The sequence below is a fragment of the Corallococcus caeni genome (genome assembly GCF_036245865.1).
Taxonomy (GTDB): Bacteria; Myxococcota; Myxococcia; order Myxococcales; family Myxococcaceae; genus Corallococcus; species Corallococcus caeni.
This window is the reverse complement of sequence record NZ_BTTW01000008.1, coordinates 344,471-360,085: the sequence shown is the minus strand read 5'-3', so window position 1 is coordinate 360,085 and position 15,615 is coordinate 344,471. Positions and strand designations below refer to the sequence as shown.

At 71.9% G+C, this 15,615-nt stretch carries 14 protein-coding genes; 8 read left to right on the top strand and 6 right to left on the bottom strand.

Annotation, left to right across the window (positions count from 1 at the left end; translation table 11 throughout):
• Positions 1 to 49: 49 nt before the first annotated feature.
• The 3 genes from AABA78_RS30730 to AABA78_RS30720 all read right to left on the bottom strand — a co-directional run bounded on the left by AABA78_RS30730 (position 50) and on the right by AABA78_RS30720 (position 4,448).
• Positions 50 to 3,112: a CHAT domain-containing protein gene (locus AABA78_RS30730; RefSeq protein ID WP_338268601.1), complete on the bottom strand. Its 3,063-nt coding sequence runs from the start codon at positions 3,110 to 3,112 to the stop codon at positions 50 to 52.
• On the bottom strand, positions 3,109 to 3,720 hold the full coding sequence (locus tag AABA78_RS30725; protein WP_338268599.1) for an RNA polymerase sigma factor: 612 nt from the start codon (positions 3,718 to 3,720) through the stop codon (positions 3,109 to 3,111). Before AABA78_RS30725 ends, AABA78_RS30730 begins: the two co-directional genes overlap by 4 nt.
• Positions 3,721 to 3,827: 107 nt before the next feature.
• Positions 3,828 to 4,448 carry a hypothetical protein gene (locus AABA78_RS30720; RefSeq protein ID WP_338268597.1) on the bottom strand — a complete coding sequence of 207 codons (621 nt, stop codon included), beginning with the start codon at positions 4,446 to 4,448 and terminating at the stop codon, positions 3,828 to 3,830.
• 115 nt (positions 4,449 to 4,563) lie between these two features.
• On the opposite strand from AABA78_RS30720, the gene dgcN reads away from it, so the two are divergent.
• The 3 genes from dgcN (at position 4,564) to AABA78_RS30705 (ending at position 8,074) form a co-directional block, all read left to right on the top strand.
• A complete protein-coding gene (gene dgcN / locus AABA78_RS30715; RefSeq protein WP_338268595.1) occupies positions 4,564 to 5,577 on the top strand; it encodes an N-acetyltransferase DgcN in 1,014 nt (337 codons plus the stop codon).
• Between the two features lie 58 nt (positions 5,578 to 5,635).
• On the top strand, positions 5,636 to 6,364 hold the full coding sequence (locus AABA78_RS30710; RefSeq protein ID WP_338268594.1) for a YebC/PmpR family DNA-binding transcriptional regulator: 729 nt from the start codon (positions 5,636 to 5,638) through the stop codon (positions 6,362 to 6,364).
• A gap of 63 nt (positions 6,365 to 6,427) precedes the next feature.
• Positions 6,428 to 8,074 carry a DUF2339 domain-containing protein gene (locus AABA78_RS30705; RefSeq protein WP_338268592.1) on the top strand — a complete coding sequence of 549 codons (1,647 nt, stop codon included), beginning with the start codon at positions 6,428 to 6,430 and terminating at the stop codon, positions 8,072 to 8,074.
• A 36-nt stretch (positions 8,075 to 8,110) separates the two neighbouring features.
• On the opposite strand, the gene AABA78_RS30700 is transcribed toward AABA78_RS30705, so the two are convergent.
• Both AABA78_RS30700 and AABA78_RS30695 read right to left on the bottom strand, forming a co-directional pair.
• Positions 8,111 to 8,377, bottom strand: coding sequence for a hypothetical protein (locus AABA78_RS30700; RefSeq protein ID WP_338268591.1), 267 nt, complete (start codon positions 8,375 to 8,377; stop codon positions 8,111 to 8,113).
• The gene (locus AABA78_RS30695; protein WP_338268589.1) at positions 8,374 to 8,727 is read right to left on the bottom strand and encodes a hypothetical protein; all 354 of its coding nucleotides are present in this window, start codon (positions 8,725 to 8,727) and stop codon (positions 8,374 to 8,376) included. Before AABA78_RS30695 ends, AABA78_RS30700 begins: the two co-directional genes overlap by 4 nt.
• Before the next feature lie 87 nt (positions 8,728 to 8,814).
• Here AABA78_RS30695 and AABA78_RS30690 point away from each other — a divergent pair, with 87 nt between their 5' ends.
• From AABA78_RS30690 to AABA78_RS30670, 5 genes are all read left to right on the top strand, one after another.
• Positions 8,815 to 9,684: an alpha/beta fold hydrolase gene (locus tag AABA78_RS30690; protein ID WP_338268587.1), complete on the top strand. Its 870-nt coding sequence runs from the start codon at positions 8,815 to 8,817 to the stop codon at positions 9,682 to 9,684.
• Between the two features lie 35 nt (positions 9,685 to 9,719).
• Entirely contained in the window at positions 9,720 to 11,327 is a 1,608-nt protein-coding gene (locus tag AABA78_RS30685) for a patatin-like phospholipase family protein (RefSeq protein ID WP_338268585.1), read from the top strand.
• Positions 11,328 to 11,552: 225 nt separating this feature from the next.
• The gene (locus AABA78_RS30680) at positions 11,553 to 11,888 is read left to right on the top strand and encodes a carboxymuconolactone decarboxylase family protein (protein ID WP_338268584.1); all 336 of its coding nucleotides are present in this window, start codon (positions 11,553 to 11,555) and stop codon (positions 11,886 to 11,888) included.
• Between the two features lie 195 nt (positions 11,889 to 12,083).
• Positions 12,084 to 12,485, top strand: a complete 402-nt coding sequence (locus tag AABA78_RS30675) for an MGMT family protein (protein WP_338268583.1) — start codon at positions 12,084 to 12,086, stop codon at positions 12,483 to 12,485.
• A 121-nt stretch (positions 12,486 to 12,606) separates the two neighbouring features.
• Positions 12,607 to 13,152 (top strand): M15 family metallopeptidase, encoded by a 546-nt coding sequence (locus AABA78_RS30670; protein ID WP_338268581.1) that lies wholly within the window; start codon positions 12,607 to 12,609, stop codon positions 13,150 to 13,152.
• Between the two features lie 20 nt (positions 13,153 to 13,172).
• Here AABA78_RS30670 and AABA78_RS30665 read toward each other — a convergent pair whose 3' ends face one another.
• Positions 13,173 to 15,596 carry a PAS domain S-box protein gene (locus tag AABA78_RS30665; protein ID WP_338268579.1) on the bottom strand — a complete coding sequence of 808 codons (2,424 nt, stop codon included), beginning with the start codon at positions 15,594 to 15,596 and terminating at the stop codon, positions 13,173 to 13,175.
• Between the last annotated feature and the right edge of the window lie 19 nt (positions 15,597 to 15,615).

Here is a 15,615-nt window from a genome sequence, read left to right as displayed (position 1 = left end):
CTCCCGGTTCCCATACGCGTTCGGGCGCGATTATTCGCCGGAAGTCCGGTTATTCGAACGCGACCAGATCCTGGACCCACCGGGCGCTGCCCTGCTGGAGCCACCGGGCGCGGGTGTCCCGGAGCGCCTGCGCGGGCGGTGTGCCGCGCCGCAGGGAGTCCAGCAGCGCCTGGAAGAAGGCCCCGGCCTCCACGTCCGGCACCTCCGTGGACGGCGCGACCACGGCCCGGGCGCCCGCCTGGATGAGCGCGGCCGGCAGGCTCCACACCGCGTGGTAGCGCCACGCACCCACGTTCGCGTCGCAGGCGGCCAGCATCACCACCGGGGCGCCCTGGAGCGTCTGACCTTCCAGGTCCTCCGCCGTGAGCGCGTAACGGCCGGCCGCGTCGGGGGACAGCGCCAGGAAGGCCGCGTCGGACACGGCGCCGGACAGGCCGTGCGTGTGCAGCTCCACCTCCGTGGCGTCCTTCATCTCCGCGAGCACCGCCTCCGGCGTGGCCGCGCGACCCCGCAGGTGGACGTCGCCCGGGCCCGTCGCGCCCTTCCACGGCATCAGGCGCGGCAGCCCCAGCGCCGCGGGCGGCTCCACGTCCGACACCACCAGCCGCTTCGGGGCGGGCGCCACGGCCGGGGCCTCCACGCGGTGGCCGCCGGGGGCGAGGTAGCTCCACGCGCGGTCCACCGACAGCAGCCCGGGGCGCCCCTGGAGGATGGGCTCCGCGAGCACCCGCACCGCGTCGCAGCCGGCGAGCACCTGGAGGAGCGGCTCGGGCACCGCGGGCACCTGTTCGCGCAGGGGCCGCTTCAGGGCGTTGAGGTACAGCCCGCTGCTCGCGCCGGTGGGGCCGCGGGCGACGAAGAGCAGCCGTTCGTCCTGGCCGGCCAGCGCCAGCAGGCACGACGTGGGCGCGGTGCGGTCCACCTCCTCCGCGAGCAGGTCCACGGCGGGGCCCCACTCCTTCGCCCGGCCGGCGTCCATCACCAGCACGTGGTGGCTGTGGGCCCAGGCCTTGCGCGCCTCGATGTCGGTGGAGCGCTGGAGCGCGGAGCCGGTGATGACCCCGCGGAGCAGCTTGCGGCCCGCGTCGCGGTCGCGCTCGATGAGGATGCGCCCCTCGATGTGGTCCACGAGCAGCCGCTCGCCCGCCGTCAGCGACGGGTCCTCGCGCAGCACGCGGAGGCGCTCGCGCACGCGGTCCAGCTCGCGGCCCGGCACCGCGCTGCCCTCCAGCCGCAGCAGGTCTCCGGCGACGGCGACCTCCAGGAGCGTGGGCGCGCTGGGACAGGCGAGCGCGTCCTGCACCTCGCGCCGGGCCCGCTTCGCGTCCAGGTCCTCTACGAAGAGGAGCGCCCGCGCGTGGTGGTACTCCGAGCGGCGCGCGCAGTCCTCCGGCGCGTGCTGGACGTACTCGTCCAGGAACGCGCGGGCCAGCGCCGGGTCGTGGCTCAGCCGCGCGCTCGTCACCAGCTCCGCCAGGAGCCGCTCCTCCTGGAACCAGCTGTCGCTGCGGAACGCCTCCTCCAGCGCGGAGCGGGCCAGGGACTCGGCCTCCTTGCGGCGGTCCAGCCGGTTGTAGAGGCCCGCCATGTGCCGCTGGAGGTCCACGCAGCGGTACTGGAAGCCCGCGCTCCGGCACGCGGCCAGCCCGTCCTGGAGGGACTTCTCCGCCGTCTGCGCGTCGCCCCGCGCCAGCGCCGCCTGCGCCCGGCCCCGGGCGAGCGGTGCGTCGTACCATGCGGGCTCGCCGGACTGCCGGACCAGCGTCGTCAGCTCGTCGACGAAGCGGTCCTCCTGGTGGAGCAGCAGGATGGCGCCCAGCAGCAGGTCGCGCTCACTGGAGCGCCGCAGCCGCGCGAGGAACGCGTCCGCCTCCGCGCCCTCCAGCGTCCGCGTGCCGGTCAATATCTCCCGGTAGGTGTTCGCCAGCGGGCCGCGCTTGTGGAAGTCCGCCGCCGCGACGCGGGCCACGTAGGCGCTCGCCGTCTTCGTGCGGGTGGCTTCGTCCAGCACTCCGGCCAGCGGCGCCAGCGCCTTCACCCGCTCCACGGACGGGGCCGCGCGCAGCGCGTGGTAGAGGTACAGCCGCGCCAGGTCCGGGTTTCGCCGCGCCATGGAGGCCGGGTACGGCGTGCCGTCCAGCGCCAGCGCCATGCCGGCCGCGTTCATGGCCTTCCACGAGTCGCGCCGCGCCAGCGCGCCCTTGCGCAGGCCGTCCGCGCGCTCCACGGCCTCGGTGCTCCAGCCGGGCTCCTTCGCCCGCGCCACGCGGGAGAACTCCTCCGCGGCGGCCAGCTCCAGCGAGAGCGCCTGGAGCGCGAGGCCCCGGTTCCAGTGCAGCCGCGCGTCGTCCGGCGCGGACTCCAGGCCGAGCTCCAGGATGGACAGCGCGCGCTCCGGCTGGGCCCGGCCCAGGGCCGCCAGCGCCAGGTCGCCCAGCACGGCGGGCGACGCGGGCAGGCGCTCCAGGATGCGCTCCGCGCGCTCGAAGTCCCCGGCCGCGAGCCACGCGGTCGCGACGCCGTGCAGGTCCCCCTTCGCCTCCAGCTCCGTCAGGGCCTTGAGGTCCAACTCCGGCCGGCCATCCGCGCTGCCGCGCATCGTGCCCAGGGCGCGGTAGTCCGCGAGCCCCGGGTGGCTCAGCCGGCCCTCCAGGGGGCGCACGGCGGCGAGCGCGAAGGGCAGCGCGCGCTCCGACCCGGACGACCTCCACGGACGCCCCACCGCGAGCACGGCGAGCACCACCGCGGCGGCGGCCGCCGCGAAGCCCGCCACGCGGCGGCGATCCCAGGCGCGTGCGCGGGGACGTTCGGAGCGAGAGAGGGAGGACCGCTCCCCGGCGTCGGACACCGGCGCGGACGGGTTTCCCGTCCCAGGCACGGCCCGGAGGCCCACGCCGGGCCGGGCGTCCGCCCCCGGCGACGCTCCGGCCCCCGCCTGCGCACCGGGACGGGCGTCCGCGGCGGCCTGCACGAGGAGGCTCGCCTGCACCTGGTCCTCCAGGCCGGCCTGGCACTCCGCGCAGTCCGCGAGGTGGAGCTGGAAGGCCTCGGCCTCCTCGGGCGGAAGCTCTCCGTCCACGAAGGCGGCGAGCTGTTCACATGACACCGTCATGCCGGCCCCTCCGCGGTCCCTTCCCGGGCCAGGAGCAGCTCCTTGAGCTTCTTGCGCGCCCGGAACAGGCGGGTGCCCACCGTCATGGACGGGATGCCGAGCCGTCGGCCGATCTCCGCGTAGCTCTGTCGCTCCATGTCCTTCATGCGGACCACCTCGCGCAGCTCCGGGGGAAGCTGTTCCACCGCCTGCCACACGTCATCCAACGTGTAGCGCGCCCACGTCTCCGGGGCGGCTTCGGCCTCCGCCAGGGTGTCCCCCATCGTGTCGGTGAACTCCTCGTGGGGGTGGCGCCGGTCGTGCCGGCACCAGTCGAGGAAGCGTCGAACGAGGATGGACGCCAGCCACGCCATGGGGGGCGCGGACCGGTCATACGTATGAAACGCGCGGAAGGCGCGCTCGTAGGTCTCCTGCAGCAGGTCCTTCGCGTCCGACGGGTTGCGGCCCCGGCACAGGATGCGGGCCCGCGCCTCCAGCGCCGGCGCGCACTGCGCGACGAGCGCCTGGAACTCCGCGGCGTCCTCACGGGAAGCCGAAGGCACCTCCGCGTCGGATGCGGAGGACTCCCCGGGCCGGGGGGCGACGCGGGGCGATCGCGGGCGGAACACCACAGGGGCGTTCCTAGCAGGAGCCGCCCCTCCCGCGAAGTCCGTCGACACCCTCCCCAGCGCTTCCCACCCGACAGGTGGGACACCCGGGACGGCGGCCCGGAGGGCTAGCAGGGGCCGTTGCCGATGCGAACGCCCGTGCGCACCCGGGCCTTGAAGACGCCCAGCGCCGCGCCGAGGCCCGTGACGCGCATCTTGCTGTAGCCGGACCCGCCCGAGCCGATGTTGACGCGCAGCCCGCAGAACGCCGGGAAGAAGGGACCCGCCGGGTACCACGTGCCGGTGGTGCTCACCGAGCCCAGCGAATACCAGTAGCCATTCGCGTAGCCGAACGCGGCGCCGGCGATCGCCAGGCCCTTGCAGGCGCTCTCCGTGACGTTGCTCGACGCGGGGATGACCTCCACGAACGGCTGGGCGTAGTTGCCCGCCAGGCCGGTGACCTCCGTCACGAAGCGGTGGGCACAGGACGGCTGATCATAGGTGCCGTCGTTGGAGGCCGCCGCCGCGTCCGCGTACGAGCAGTGGGGAAACACAGCCGCGACCGAAGCGCCGTCCGGCTGCGCCAGCACCACGCTCGAGCCCACGCAGGACTCGTCGACGCCCTGCTCCTGGCTGGCGAGGGACTCGTCCACGACCTCCGCGCCAGGGGCCTCCTCCTCGAGGGGGCCGCCACAGGCGGTGGCGAGCGAGGCGGCGAACACGACGGCTGCGGCAGGAATGAAGCGCATGGGTGACTCCGGAAGACGGTGCCCGTAAGCGGGCTCCTCCCTGTTACGTCCGGTGTCGCGCTTATTCCCCCGCGCCATTTCCACGCCGTTTTTCGGCCGTGCTAAGGCACCGCGCGTGGACATCGACAAGCCCTACCTGCTGTTCCTGGGGGACGTGAAGGATCAGCTCGCGGCCAAGACGGCCCACGGCATCGTGGACTGGCGGCCCGACTGGTGCGTGGGTCAGCTGCGCCTCCCGGGCTGCGTGGCGGACTGTGGCCTGCCGGACATGGACCTTGCCCGGGCGAAGGCGAAGGGCGCGCGCACGCTGGTGGTGGGCGTGGTGAACCCGGGCGGCGTGCTGGCGGACGCGTGGGTGGACACGCTGACGCGGGCGCTGGAGGCCGGGCTGGACGTGGCCACCGGGCTGCACAAGCGGCTGTCCTCCTTCCCCGCCGTGGCGGCCGCGGCGGCGAGGCACGGGCGCAGGCTGCACGACGTGCGCTTCCCGGACCGGGATTTCGCCACGGGCCAGGGCACGAAGCGGCCCGGCCTGCGCGTCCTGACCGTGGGCACCGACTGCGCGGTGGGCAAGAAGTACACGGCGCTGGCGCTGGAGAAGGAGCTGCGCCAGCGCGGGTGGAAGGCGGACTTCCGGGCCACCGGGCAGACGGGCATCCTCATCTCCGGGCGCGGCGTGGCGCTGGACGCCGTGGTGTCCGACTTCGTCTCCGGCGCGGCGGAGTGGCTCACGCCCGCGAACGACGCGGACCACTGGGACGTGGTGGAGGGCCAGGGGTCGCTGTTCCACCCCTCCTTCGCGGGCGTCACGCTGGGCCTGCTGCACGGCGCGCAGCCGGACGCCTTCATCGTCTGCCACGAGCCCACGCGCACGCGCATGCGGGGCGTGCAGCACCCGCTGCCCTCCATCCAGGACGTCATCGACCGCACGGTGCTTGAGGGCCGCCTGACGAACCCGGCCATCCAGTGCACGGGCATCGCCATCAACACCGAACACCTGGGCGAGGCCGAGGCGCTATCGCTGCTGGAGTCCACCGGCCGGGCGCATGGCCTGCCCTGCGTGGACCCCCTGCGCACGGGCGCGGGCCCCCTGGCCGACGCGCTGGCGAGCCGCTTCCCGCGCGGGTGACGCAACCCCTTTCCGAAACCCTCTCCACTGGGGCGGGTCACGGTATATTGAGGACACCATGGGACGCATTTTCGAGACACGCAAGGCGACGATGTTCGCCCGCTGGAACAAGATGGCGAAGGTCTTCACGCGCATCACGAAGGACATCGTGATCGCGGTGAAGGCGGGCGGGCCGAACATCGAGTCGAACCCCGCGCTGCGCCGGGCCGTGCAGAACGCCCGCGCGGCGAACATGCCCAAGACCAACGTGGACGCGGCCATCAAGCGCGCCAGCGGTCAGGACCAGGCCGACTACCAGATCCTCCTCTACGAAGGCTTCGCGCCCCACGGCGTGGGCATCCTGGTGGAGGCCGCCACGGACAACGTCACGCGCACCGTGGCCAACGTCCGCTTCCCCTTCACCAAGCTGGGCGGGAGCATGGGCACGGCGGGCAGCGTGTCCCGCCTCTTCGAGCACATGGGCGCCATCCGCCTGGACGCCGAGGGCGTGAACGCGGAGGAGCTGGAGCTGGAGCTCATCGACCACGGGCTGGAGGAGATGGGCGAGACGACCGGCGAGAAGGGCGAGAAGCAGCTGCTCTTGCGCTGCAAGTTCGCGGACTTCGGCAAGCTCATGTCCGCGATTGAAGCCAAGGGCATCGCGCCCGTGTCCACGCAGTCCGAGTACATCCCCCTGCCCGGCACCCTCAAGGAGCTGCCCGAGGAGCAGGCCACGGAGGTGCTCAAGCTGGTGGACATGCTGGAGCAGGACGACGACGTGCAGCACGTCTTCCACAACCTCGCCTGAAGCACCGGCATCCGGCCCCCGTGCGCATCCGCCGGGAAGCGCGGTGGCGCACGAGGGGAGTCCATGTCGGACGAGGGTGAAGGGCAGGACCTGCGGGACACGGTGAAGCGGCTGGAGGCGACGGTCGCGGCCCTGGAGACGCGGCTCGCGAAGGTGGAGGCCCGGGAGGTGCCGCGTCCCGGGTCCATGCCCGCCGTCTCGCCGGTCCCCATCGCCGCACCGGCCGTGGCCGCTCCCGAGCAGCGGGACCTGGAGGCGCATGTCGGCACCTACTGGCTGAGCCGCCTGGGCATCGTGGCGCTCATCATCGGCATCGCGTACCTCATCACCTACCACTTCGGGGAGCTGGGGGTGCTGGCGCGCGTGGGCGCGGGCTACCTGCTCAGCGCGGGGCTGGGCGCGTTCGGGTTGTGGCTGGCCCAGCGGCATCAACTGTTCGGCCGCATCGTCTTCGGCGGGGGCCTGGCGCTCGCGTACTTCGTCACCTACGCGCTGCACTTCATCCCGGCGGTGCGGGTCATCGACAGCGAGGTGCTGGCGCTGGTGCTGCTGGCGGGCTTCGTGGTGGCCATCGTCACCATCGCGCACCGGATGCAGTCGGAGACGGTGGCGGGCATCGCGCTGTTCCTGGGGCTGCACACGGGGATGCTCAGCGACATCACCGCGTTCACGTTGCTGTCCACCACGCTGCTCGCGGCGGGCGCGCTGTTCTTCCTCGTGCGCAACCGCTGGGTCATCGTCCCCATGTCCAGCCTGGTGGCCGTGTACAGCACGCACGTCGTCTGGGCGGTGCGCACGGGACACATGGCGCCGGGGGCCCCCGAGCACGACCGCCTGGTGTTGAGCCTGGGCTTCCTCGCACTCTACTTCCTGCTGTTCTCCGTGGCGCTGCTCGTCCGTCCGCGCGACCTGCCCGTGCGCGCGAGCCTCGCGTTCACGCTGCTCAACTGGGCGGGCCTGACGTCGCTGGGCGCGTACGAGGTCTCCCAGGAGCAGGACTCGGGCCTCTTCACGTTCCTGCTCGTCGTCGCGCTGGCGCATGGCGCGGGGGCGGCCGTGTCGCGGCTCCAGCGTGCGCCCGCGGCGCTGACGCACGCGTACCTCGCGCTGACGGCGGTGACGCTCGCGCTGGCCATGCCCGCGCGCTACGACGACGTCGCGCTGGTGGCGGCATGGACGGTGACGGGGCTCGTCGCGGGCCTGGCCGCGCGAGGGGTGGAGTCCCCGGTGCTGCGGGGCGTGGGCGTGCTCATCCTCTACGTGGCGCTGGGCGCGTGTGAATGGGAGACGCCGGGACGGCTGACGCTGCTCGCCGGGCTGGTGGTGGCGTTCGTGCTGGTGGAGCGCGGAGGGACGGTGCGCGTCGCCGGCCTGCCCCAGCCCGAGGCCCGGACGCTCTTCACCGCCATCTGCGCCGTGGGCGCGGGGCTGTCCCTGGTGGCGCTGGTGGGCGCGCGGATGCCCGAAGGCCTCGTCACGCTGGGCTGGGTCATCGCGGCGTTCCTCCTCTTCGGCGTGGGCTTCGCGGTGCACGAGCGCTGGTACCGGTTGGCCGCGCTGGCGGTGCTGGGGCTCGCCCTGGGCCGGTTGGTGCTGGTGGACGTGGCGAAGCTGCCGCCGGATCAACGCGTGCTCACGTTCATCCTGCTGGGCGTCATGCTGCTGCTCGTCTCATACACATACACCCGGCTGCGCGACCGGCGCGGCTGAAGCCAGACACCGCGAGCACCCGACGAGGGCGGCTCCTCAGGTATCGCTCTCCTGCCGCTCCGTCACCCGGTACTCCTGCCGGTAGACCTTGCCCCCACGCTCGAAGGTCTCCACCACGGTGAGGCCGTCCTCGGAGAGGACGAGGCGATAGTTCGTGTCCGCCGTGGGCGTGCTCACCGTGTAGGTCCCGAAGGGAAGCCTGAAGACCACGCGCGGGGGGCGGTCCGGACAACAGGCCGTCAACAGCGTGGAGGCCAGGGCGCTGGTCAGCATGCCCGCGAGCACGATGCCAATCTTCCTCATGGCTGCCTCTGGAGGTTGAGGTTCCGGTAGAGCTCTCCCGTGCCTTCCGTCGGCTCGGCTTCGAAGAGCGTGGCCCGCGCGAACTCGCCGGTCACTCCGGCCTCCGGCCGCACGGCCCACACGTTGTAGACGGCGCCAATGGGGCCCGTGCCCTGCTCGGGGATGATGGAGACGCCATCCGCGGTGGCTGACACGAGCCGCAGCCGGACGCCTTCGGCTTCATCATTCAGCGGATCACACACCCCACCCTGGAGCTTCGCGCCCGCGAACAGGGGCCAGCCCAGCGCGAGTCCCGCGCAGAAGAGTGCCGCGGGGACGACCTTGCGACGATGCGAGGAAGGGATTGGCATGGGCCGGGAGCCTGCTCCAACGCCCTCGCGAAGCGCCAGCTACACTGAGACAGGCTAGCCTTGTGTCTCTTTGCGTCAGGAGCCTCCGTGAATCACGCCTACCGCCGACAGAGCACCTTGCACCGGGGCTGCACGCTGAGCTGGTTCGTGGAGGGAGACGGTCCTCCGGTGGTGATGATCCAGGGGGTGGGCATCGGCGCGACCGGCTGGCGGCCCCAGGTGGAGGGGCTGGCCTCCGACTTCCGCTGCCTCTGCCTGGACAACCGGGGCTTCGGCGCCAGCCAGCCCGCGGGCGACGCGCTCACGGTGGAGCTGATGGCCGAGGACGTGCTCGCGCTGATGGACGCGCAGGGGTGGAAGAGCGCGCACGTCGTGGGGCACTCGCTGGGAGGGCTGGTGGCGCTGTACCTCGCGCACCGGGCCCGCGAGCGGGTGCGCAGCCTCGCGCTCCTGTGCACGTTCGCGACGGGCGCGGTGCCCACCCGGCTCACGCCGCGCATGCTGCTCATGGGCCTGCGTACGCAGGTGGGCACGCGGCGCATGCGGCGCCACGCCTTCCTCCGGATGGTGCTGGCGCCCGAGGAGCTGGCCCACGCCGACAAGGATGCGGTGGCGGAGCAGCTCGCGGCGCTGTTCGACCATGACCTCGCGGTTCAGCCCCCCGTGGCGATGCGGCAGTTCCGGGCCATGGGGAACGCGGACGCCACGCCGTTCCTCCGGGGGCTGGCGGGCGTGCCGACCCTGGTCGTGAGCGCCACGCATGACCCCATCGCGCCCCCCACCGCCGGACAGGCCCTGGCGGTGGGAATCCCCGGCGCGCGCTTCGTGGAGCTCCCCCAGGCCTCGCACGGCGTCACCCTGCGCTTCGCGGAGCGCGTCAACGCGCTGCTGCGGGAGCACCTGGACATCGCGGAGGCCTCCCTTCAGGTCGCGCGGTCCGGAGTCGAACTGGCCTAAACTCTCGCGGTCCTCCCCACCGCAGCCGCCAGCCCATGAGCCAAGACGCCCCCTCCCCTGTCCCAGAGAAACACGGTCCGCTCGGGCCGCTCGCGCTGTCCCTGTCCGGTGGCGGTTATCGCGCGGCGGCGTTCCACCTGGGGACGCTGCGGTTCCTCGACACCGTTGGACTCCTGTCCGATGTCGTGGGCCTGTCCACGGTGTCCGGAGGAACGCTCACGGGCCTGGCCTGGGTGGTGAGCCAGCTGGACGGCAAGCCGTTCAAGGCGTTTCACGAGACATTCTCCGCGTATCTGCTGCGGACGAATGTGATTGCCGAGGCGCTGACCGGGCTGACCTCCAACCGCGACCACGGCAGCCATGCGTGGGCCAGCCTCATCCGCTCCGCCGCGGACGTGTATGCCCGGCCCGACTTCCTCGGGGACCGGCGCTTCGGGGAGGTCCTGGACGCGGGCGGGCTCCAGCTTCAGGAGGCCATCTTCAACACCACGGAGTTCCACTCGGGCCTGGACTTCCGCTTCCGGCGCAGCGGCAACCCGAACACGATCCTCGGCAACAACGGCTACCGGCTGCCGCGCCCTGTGGCGCAGCACGTGCGGCTGGCGGACGTCGCGGCGGCGTCCTCCTGCTTCCCGGGCGGCTTCGAGCCGCTGGTCTTCCCGCAGCAGTTCCACTGGCCCCAGGCCTACCCGCTCGACACCGCGCTGGCGGCGTTGGGGCCGGGCTTCCAGAGCGGCCTGCCGCTGATGGATGGCGGCATCTATGACAACCAGGGCATCGACAGCCTGTTGCTCGCGTACACCCGGTCGGAGCCGCCGCCCACGCTGGTCATCTCCGACGTCAGCGTCCAGAGCCCGGAGATGTACAACGTCCCCGCGAACCCGACGAAGCGCGGCTGGGTGACGCTGAACGGGGTCTCCTGGATGGCCTACGGCCTCTTCTTCCTCACCCTGCTCTCCGCCGGCATCCTGGCGTGGCGCGGGTTCGAGACCGCTCGCGAGGGCGACTGGGAGCCCCGGGACTACTTCCTCTATCTCATCCCCGGCGTGCTGACCGCGGCGGTGGCGACGGCGCTGGTCTGGGGCCGCGCCCGCCTGGAGGACGTCATGTCCCTGCTCAAGCGGCAGATGGACCTGGACGTCTGGCCGTCGTTCAAGAAGCTCACGGTGCTGGAGTTCGCGCAGATGCTGGTGCTGCGCGTGACGTCGATGCTGGCGCTGACGTCCCAGGTGTTCATGAAGCGCGTGCGCGGGCTGGTGTTCGGTCAGGTGTATGGGGATTCGCGGTTCAAGGACCGCCGCATCTCCAACCTCATCAGCGCGCTCACGGTGGACCGGCCCAACCTGTTCGCGAAGTACCCCTGGCTCAAGCCCGGCGCGCACCTGGTGTCCCTGGGCACGCAGGCCTGCCAGATGCCCACCACGCTCTGGTTCACGGCTCCGGCCCAGTTCACGGCCGTGGAGGGCGCCGGCGCGGCCACCATCTGCTTCGTGCTCCTGCGCCACATCGTGGAGCACCACGCCGGGCAGTACGAAGCCCCGGGCCAGCCGCTGAATGCCCTGTACGAACGCCTCCGGAAGGAGTGGGCGGTGCTCAATCAGGTCAGCGCTCCGTCGCAGGATCGGACGTCCGTGGCGGCCTAGGTCGTAGAGGCAGCTCGAGTCGCGGCGAGCAGGGGGACGTGGCCTGGCTGCGCGACAGGGTGAAGCGCTGGACCGCATTCTCCAGCGTGGCTTAACAGCCCGTTCGCACCGGGACGTCTGGTCCTGTCCGCACGCCGGACGTATCTCTCCTCGAAAGGACCGACCGCGATGGGCGGGTGACGCGCCCCCCTCGCGCCCGGAGTTTCCCCGGAGGAGAGCCACACCATGAGCACGAACGAGAAGCCCCTCACCGCGGCACAGAAGGCCCTCGGCGACTTCGCACCCAAGCTCGTCGAGCTGACGGACGACGTCCTCTTCGGCGACGTGTGGGAGCGGCCGCAGCTGTCCAAGCGCGACCGCAGCCTCATCACCTGCGCCGCGCTGGTGGCCACGGGCAAGACGGAGCAGATGGGCTTCCACTTCCCGCGCGCCCTCGAGAACGGCGTGACGCAGGAGGAGCTCGTCGAGCTCATCACCCACCTGGCCTTCTATGTGGGCTGGCCCAACGCCATGTCGGCCATCGGCCGCGCCAAGGAGCTGCTGGCGAAGGCGTCACCGTGACTTCGCGTGGGCTCATCCGGCTCGGCAAGCTCGATGGCGGCGTCGAGGCCCTGCGCGCCTCGGGCCCCATCGACGTGAAGATCGAGCGGTGGGATTAGCCGCGACTGCGGCCCGGGGCTGACGGACGCCTCGGGTAATGCGTGCATTGGCGGATGTCATGAGTAGGATTCGGGCCATCCCCTGCCCGGAGACCCGATGGCATCCCCCACCGACACGCAGGACCCGTTTGAGCGCATCTACGCCGTCTGCGAACAGGTGCCCTCCGGACAGGTGGCCACCTACGGAGACATCGCCGCCATCGTCGGCGGGGGCTGTGATGCGCGCACCGTGGGGCACGCGATGGCCGCGCTGGGTTCGCGCGCGGCGAGCGTGCCCTGGCAGCGGATCATCAACCGCACGGGCGGCATCAGCACCTCCGGCGACCGCCAGCGCCAGTTGCTGGAGGCCGAGGGCGTCGCCTTCGACGACGCGGGCCACGTGCGCATGGACGCGCACCATTGGAGGGGCCCGAGCGAGGCCTGGGCACGCGCCCACGGCTTCAGCGTGCTGCCCCCCAGGGATGCGCCCGCACCCGACGCGCAGCTCAAGCTCTTCTAGGGCTCACGGAGCGTCCAGGCATCCGGGCACGTGGCGGAAGCGCTCGGCGGCTCGCCTGCTTTTCAGCGCGGAATAAAGGCGTCAGCCTTCGAACCTCGCCCACTGCTTGGACCTCCGAAGAATGTCCTCTCCCCTGCTCCGCTGGGGCCTCGTGCTCCTGGTCTGTCTGCTGGCTCCCGTCGGGTTCGCGAAGGAAGTGAAGGTCCGCAAGGCCAAGGCGAAGGGGCCGCGGCTGGTGCGGATCCACAGCGGCCACCGGCTCCAGCGCGACGCGGCCACCGCCTTCGAGCGCATGGCGGACGAGGCGCGCACGGCGGGGCAGCCGTTGCTGGTGACCAGCGGGTGGCGTTCGTATCAGAAGCAGCACTACCTCTGGCGCCTCTACCGCAAGGGTCTGGGGCCCAAGGCCGCGCGGCCGGGCCGCTCCAATCACAACCGAGGGCTCGCAGTGGACCTGGTGGTGGGCAGCGAGGAGGCGTCCCCCACGTATGACTGGCTCGCGGGCAACGCGTGCCGCTTCGGCTTCCGCCGCACCGTATCGTCGGAGCCGTGGCACTGGGAGTACCGGCCCCGGAGCACCTCCGCGCCGGAGGCCGGCGAGGACTGCCTGGGCCGTGCGCTGAACGTGGAGCCCACGCCCGCCGTGGTCCGACAGGACGCGAGCTAGGCTCCGGGACGCAGGCCCCGTCAGAAGGGAACGCGCGGCGGCAGCTCCACGGTGAACGTCGCGCCGTGCCCCGGCTCGCTTTCGACGCGGATGTTTCCACCGTGCGCTTCGACCAGCTGGCGCGTGATGAAGAGCCCCAACCCGAGCCCTCCGTAGTTGCGGGAGGCGGCGCGCTCGAAGCGCTCGAAGATGCGGGCCTGCGCTTCCGGGGGAATGCCCATGCCGTGGTCCTTGATGACGAGCCGCGCGCCTCCTGCGTGGCTCGCCACCTCCATCCGGATGGGCCGCCCCGCGCCATACTTCATCGCGTTGGTCAGCAGGTTGAGCATGACCTGCTCCAGCCGCAGCCGATCCCACCTCCCCCACACCGGCTCCGGGGCCATCAGCTCGAACGCGCAGCCTGACTTCTGGAACTGCTCCGTGAGGTGGGCCGTCACGTCCCGCGCCAACGCCGCCAGGTCCAGCGCCTCCAGGCGCAGGGCGAGCCGCTTCTCGTTGATGCGCGAGACGTCGAGCAGGTGCTCCGCCAGGTGTGACAGCCGTTGGAGCTGGGATTCAAAGACCTCCAGCAGCTTCGACACCTTCTCCGCGGGCAGCGGGCGCGACGACGTGATGGCGGACCCCAGCTGCTGCACGCGCAGCCGCATGGAGGTGAGCGGCGTCTTCAGCTCATGGGAGGCGATGGACAGGAACTCATCCCGCGCGCGGATGGACTCCTGCGCCGCGCAGTAGAGCTGCGCATTGTCGATGGCGACCGCGGCCCTGCGGCCCAGCTCCTCCGTCAACGCCAGCTCCGCGGGCGTATACGCGCGCCCCGGCGCGGGAGAGACGAGGAACAGCACGCCCAGGGTGCGGCCTCGCGCCTGGAGGGGCACGCCCATCGAGGGTCGGCCCCGGAGCGTCCGCACCTCCGCCCAACGCTCCTCCGCCAGGGCCACCGGATCCAAAAGCCCCATGGACGCTTCGGACGTCTCCGAGCTTCCGGTGGCCAGGATGCGGGCCGGACCGTGGGGGGCCGCCGGGTCCGGCGGGTGGCGTTGGAGGAACTCCCGCACGCTCGCGGCGCGGGCCGGCGAACGGTCCGCCATCGCCACGGGCCGCAGGGGCTCCGTCTCCGTCCGCACGAAGACGACACACAGGTCCGCCAGCACGGGCACCGCCAGCTCGGCGACGTGCTGGAGCGTGGTCTCGTAGTCGAGCGACGTCACCAGCTCGCGGCTCGCCTCGGCGAGGAAGCGCTGGGAGACCTCCATCTGCTTGCGCTCGGTGATGTCGGTGGCGATGCCGCAGAGCGCGTAGACCATCCCGGTGGCGTCGCGGAGCGGGAACTTCTGCGTGAGGTGGATGTGGATGCCGTCGTCGTGCGCGAGCCGCTCCTCCCGCTCCACGGAGACGCCGGCCTTGAAGATGTCCCGGTTGGCCTGGTGCAGGGCCTCCGCGATGTCCTGAGGGAAGACGTCGAAGACGGTCCGGCCCGCGACCTGTGCCCGCGTGCGGTGGAAGAGCCGCTCCCATTCCCGGTTCACGAACAGGAACCGCTCCTGGGTATCCAGCAGGAAGAACACCGTCGGCGCGTTGTCCAGGATGGCGCGCAGCCGCTGCTCGCTCTCCTGCAACGCGCCCTCCGCCCGCTTCCGCTCGGTCACGTCGATGAGCACCGCGAGCGAGCGGACCACCTTGCCGGAGGCGTCCTGCTCCGCGATGGCGGACAGGAGGACGTCGATGGGCTGCCCGTTCTTCTTCACGATCTGGTACGGCACGTTCCAGCAGGCCCCCGTCCTGAAGTATTCGGGGAGGACGACCTCGCGGGCGAATCGACGGGACTCCGGCGTCAGGAACTCCACGGAGTCGTGCCCGAGCACCTCCGCGCGCTCGTAGCCCAGGGTGCTCAACCAGCGATCGCTGACGCTGATGAGCCGCCCCTCCAGGTCGATGGAGTGCATCATCACGGGCGTGTTGTTGTAGAGCGAGCGGTACTTCTCGCCGGCCGAGCGCAGTGAGTCCTCGGCTCCCTTGCGGTCGGTGATGTCGCTGACGATGGAGACTCCGCCACGGACCGCGCCATGCTCGTCACACACCGGGCTGGAGCTGACGTGCAGCCAGGTCCCCGCCGGCCTCGCGGCGTTGCGGAGGAAGACCTCCTCGCGGCTGACGGTCTCACCCCGCAGGGCCCGGCTCATGGGCAGGCTCGCGGACGGATGGAGCGTCACCTTGTCGGGCAGGTAGAGCCCGTAGTGCTCCGGCCACCGGCTGACGGGCTCGTCCGTGGGGCCCAGGCCCAGGATGAGCTCCGCCTTCGGGTTCATGAACACGAGGTGCTGGTGCTCATCCGCCACCATGAGCCCCTCACCCAGGCTGGCGAGGACGGCCTCCAGGAGGCGGCTCTGCCCTGGCGGCATGGCGCTCGGGGGTGGATTCGCTGGGCTGTCGTGCAGGCGATCCATGGGACGCGTGGCTGGAACG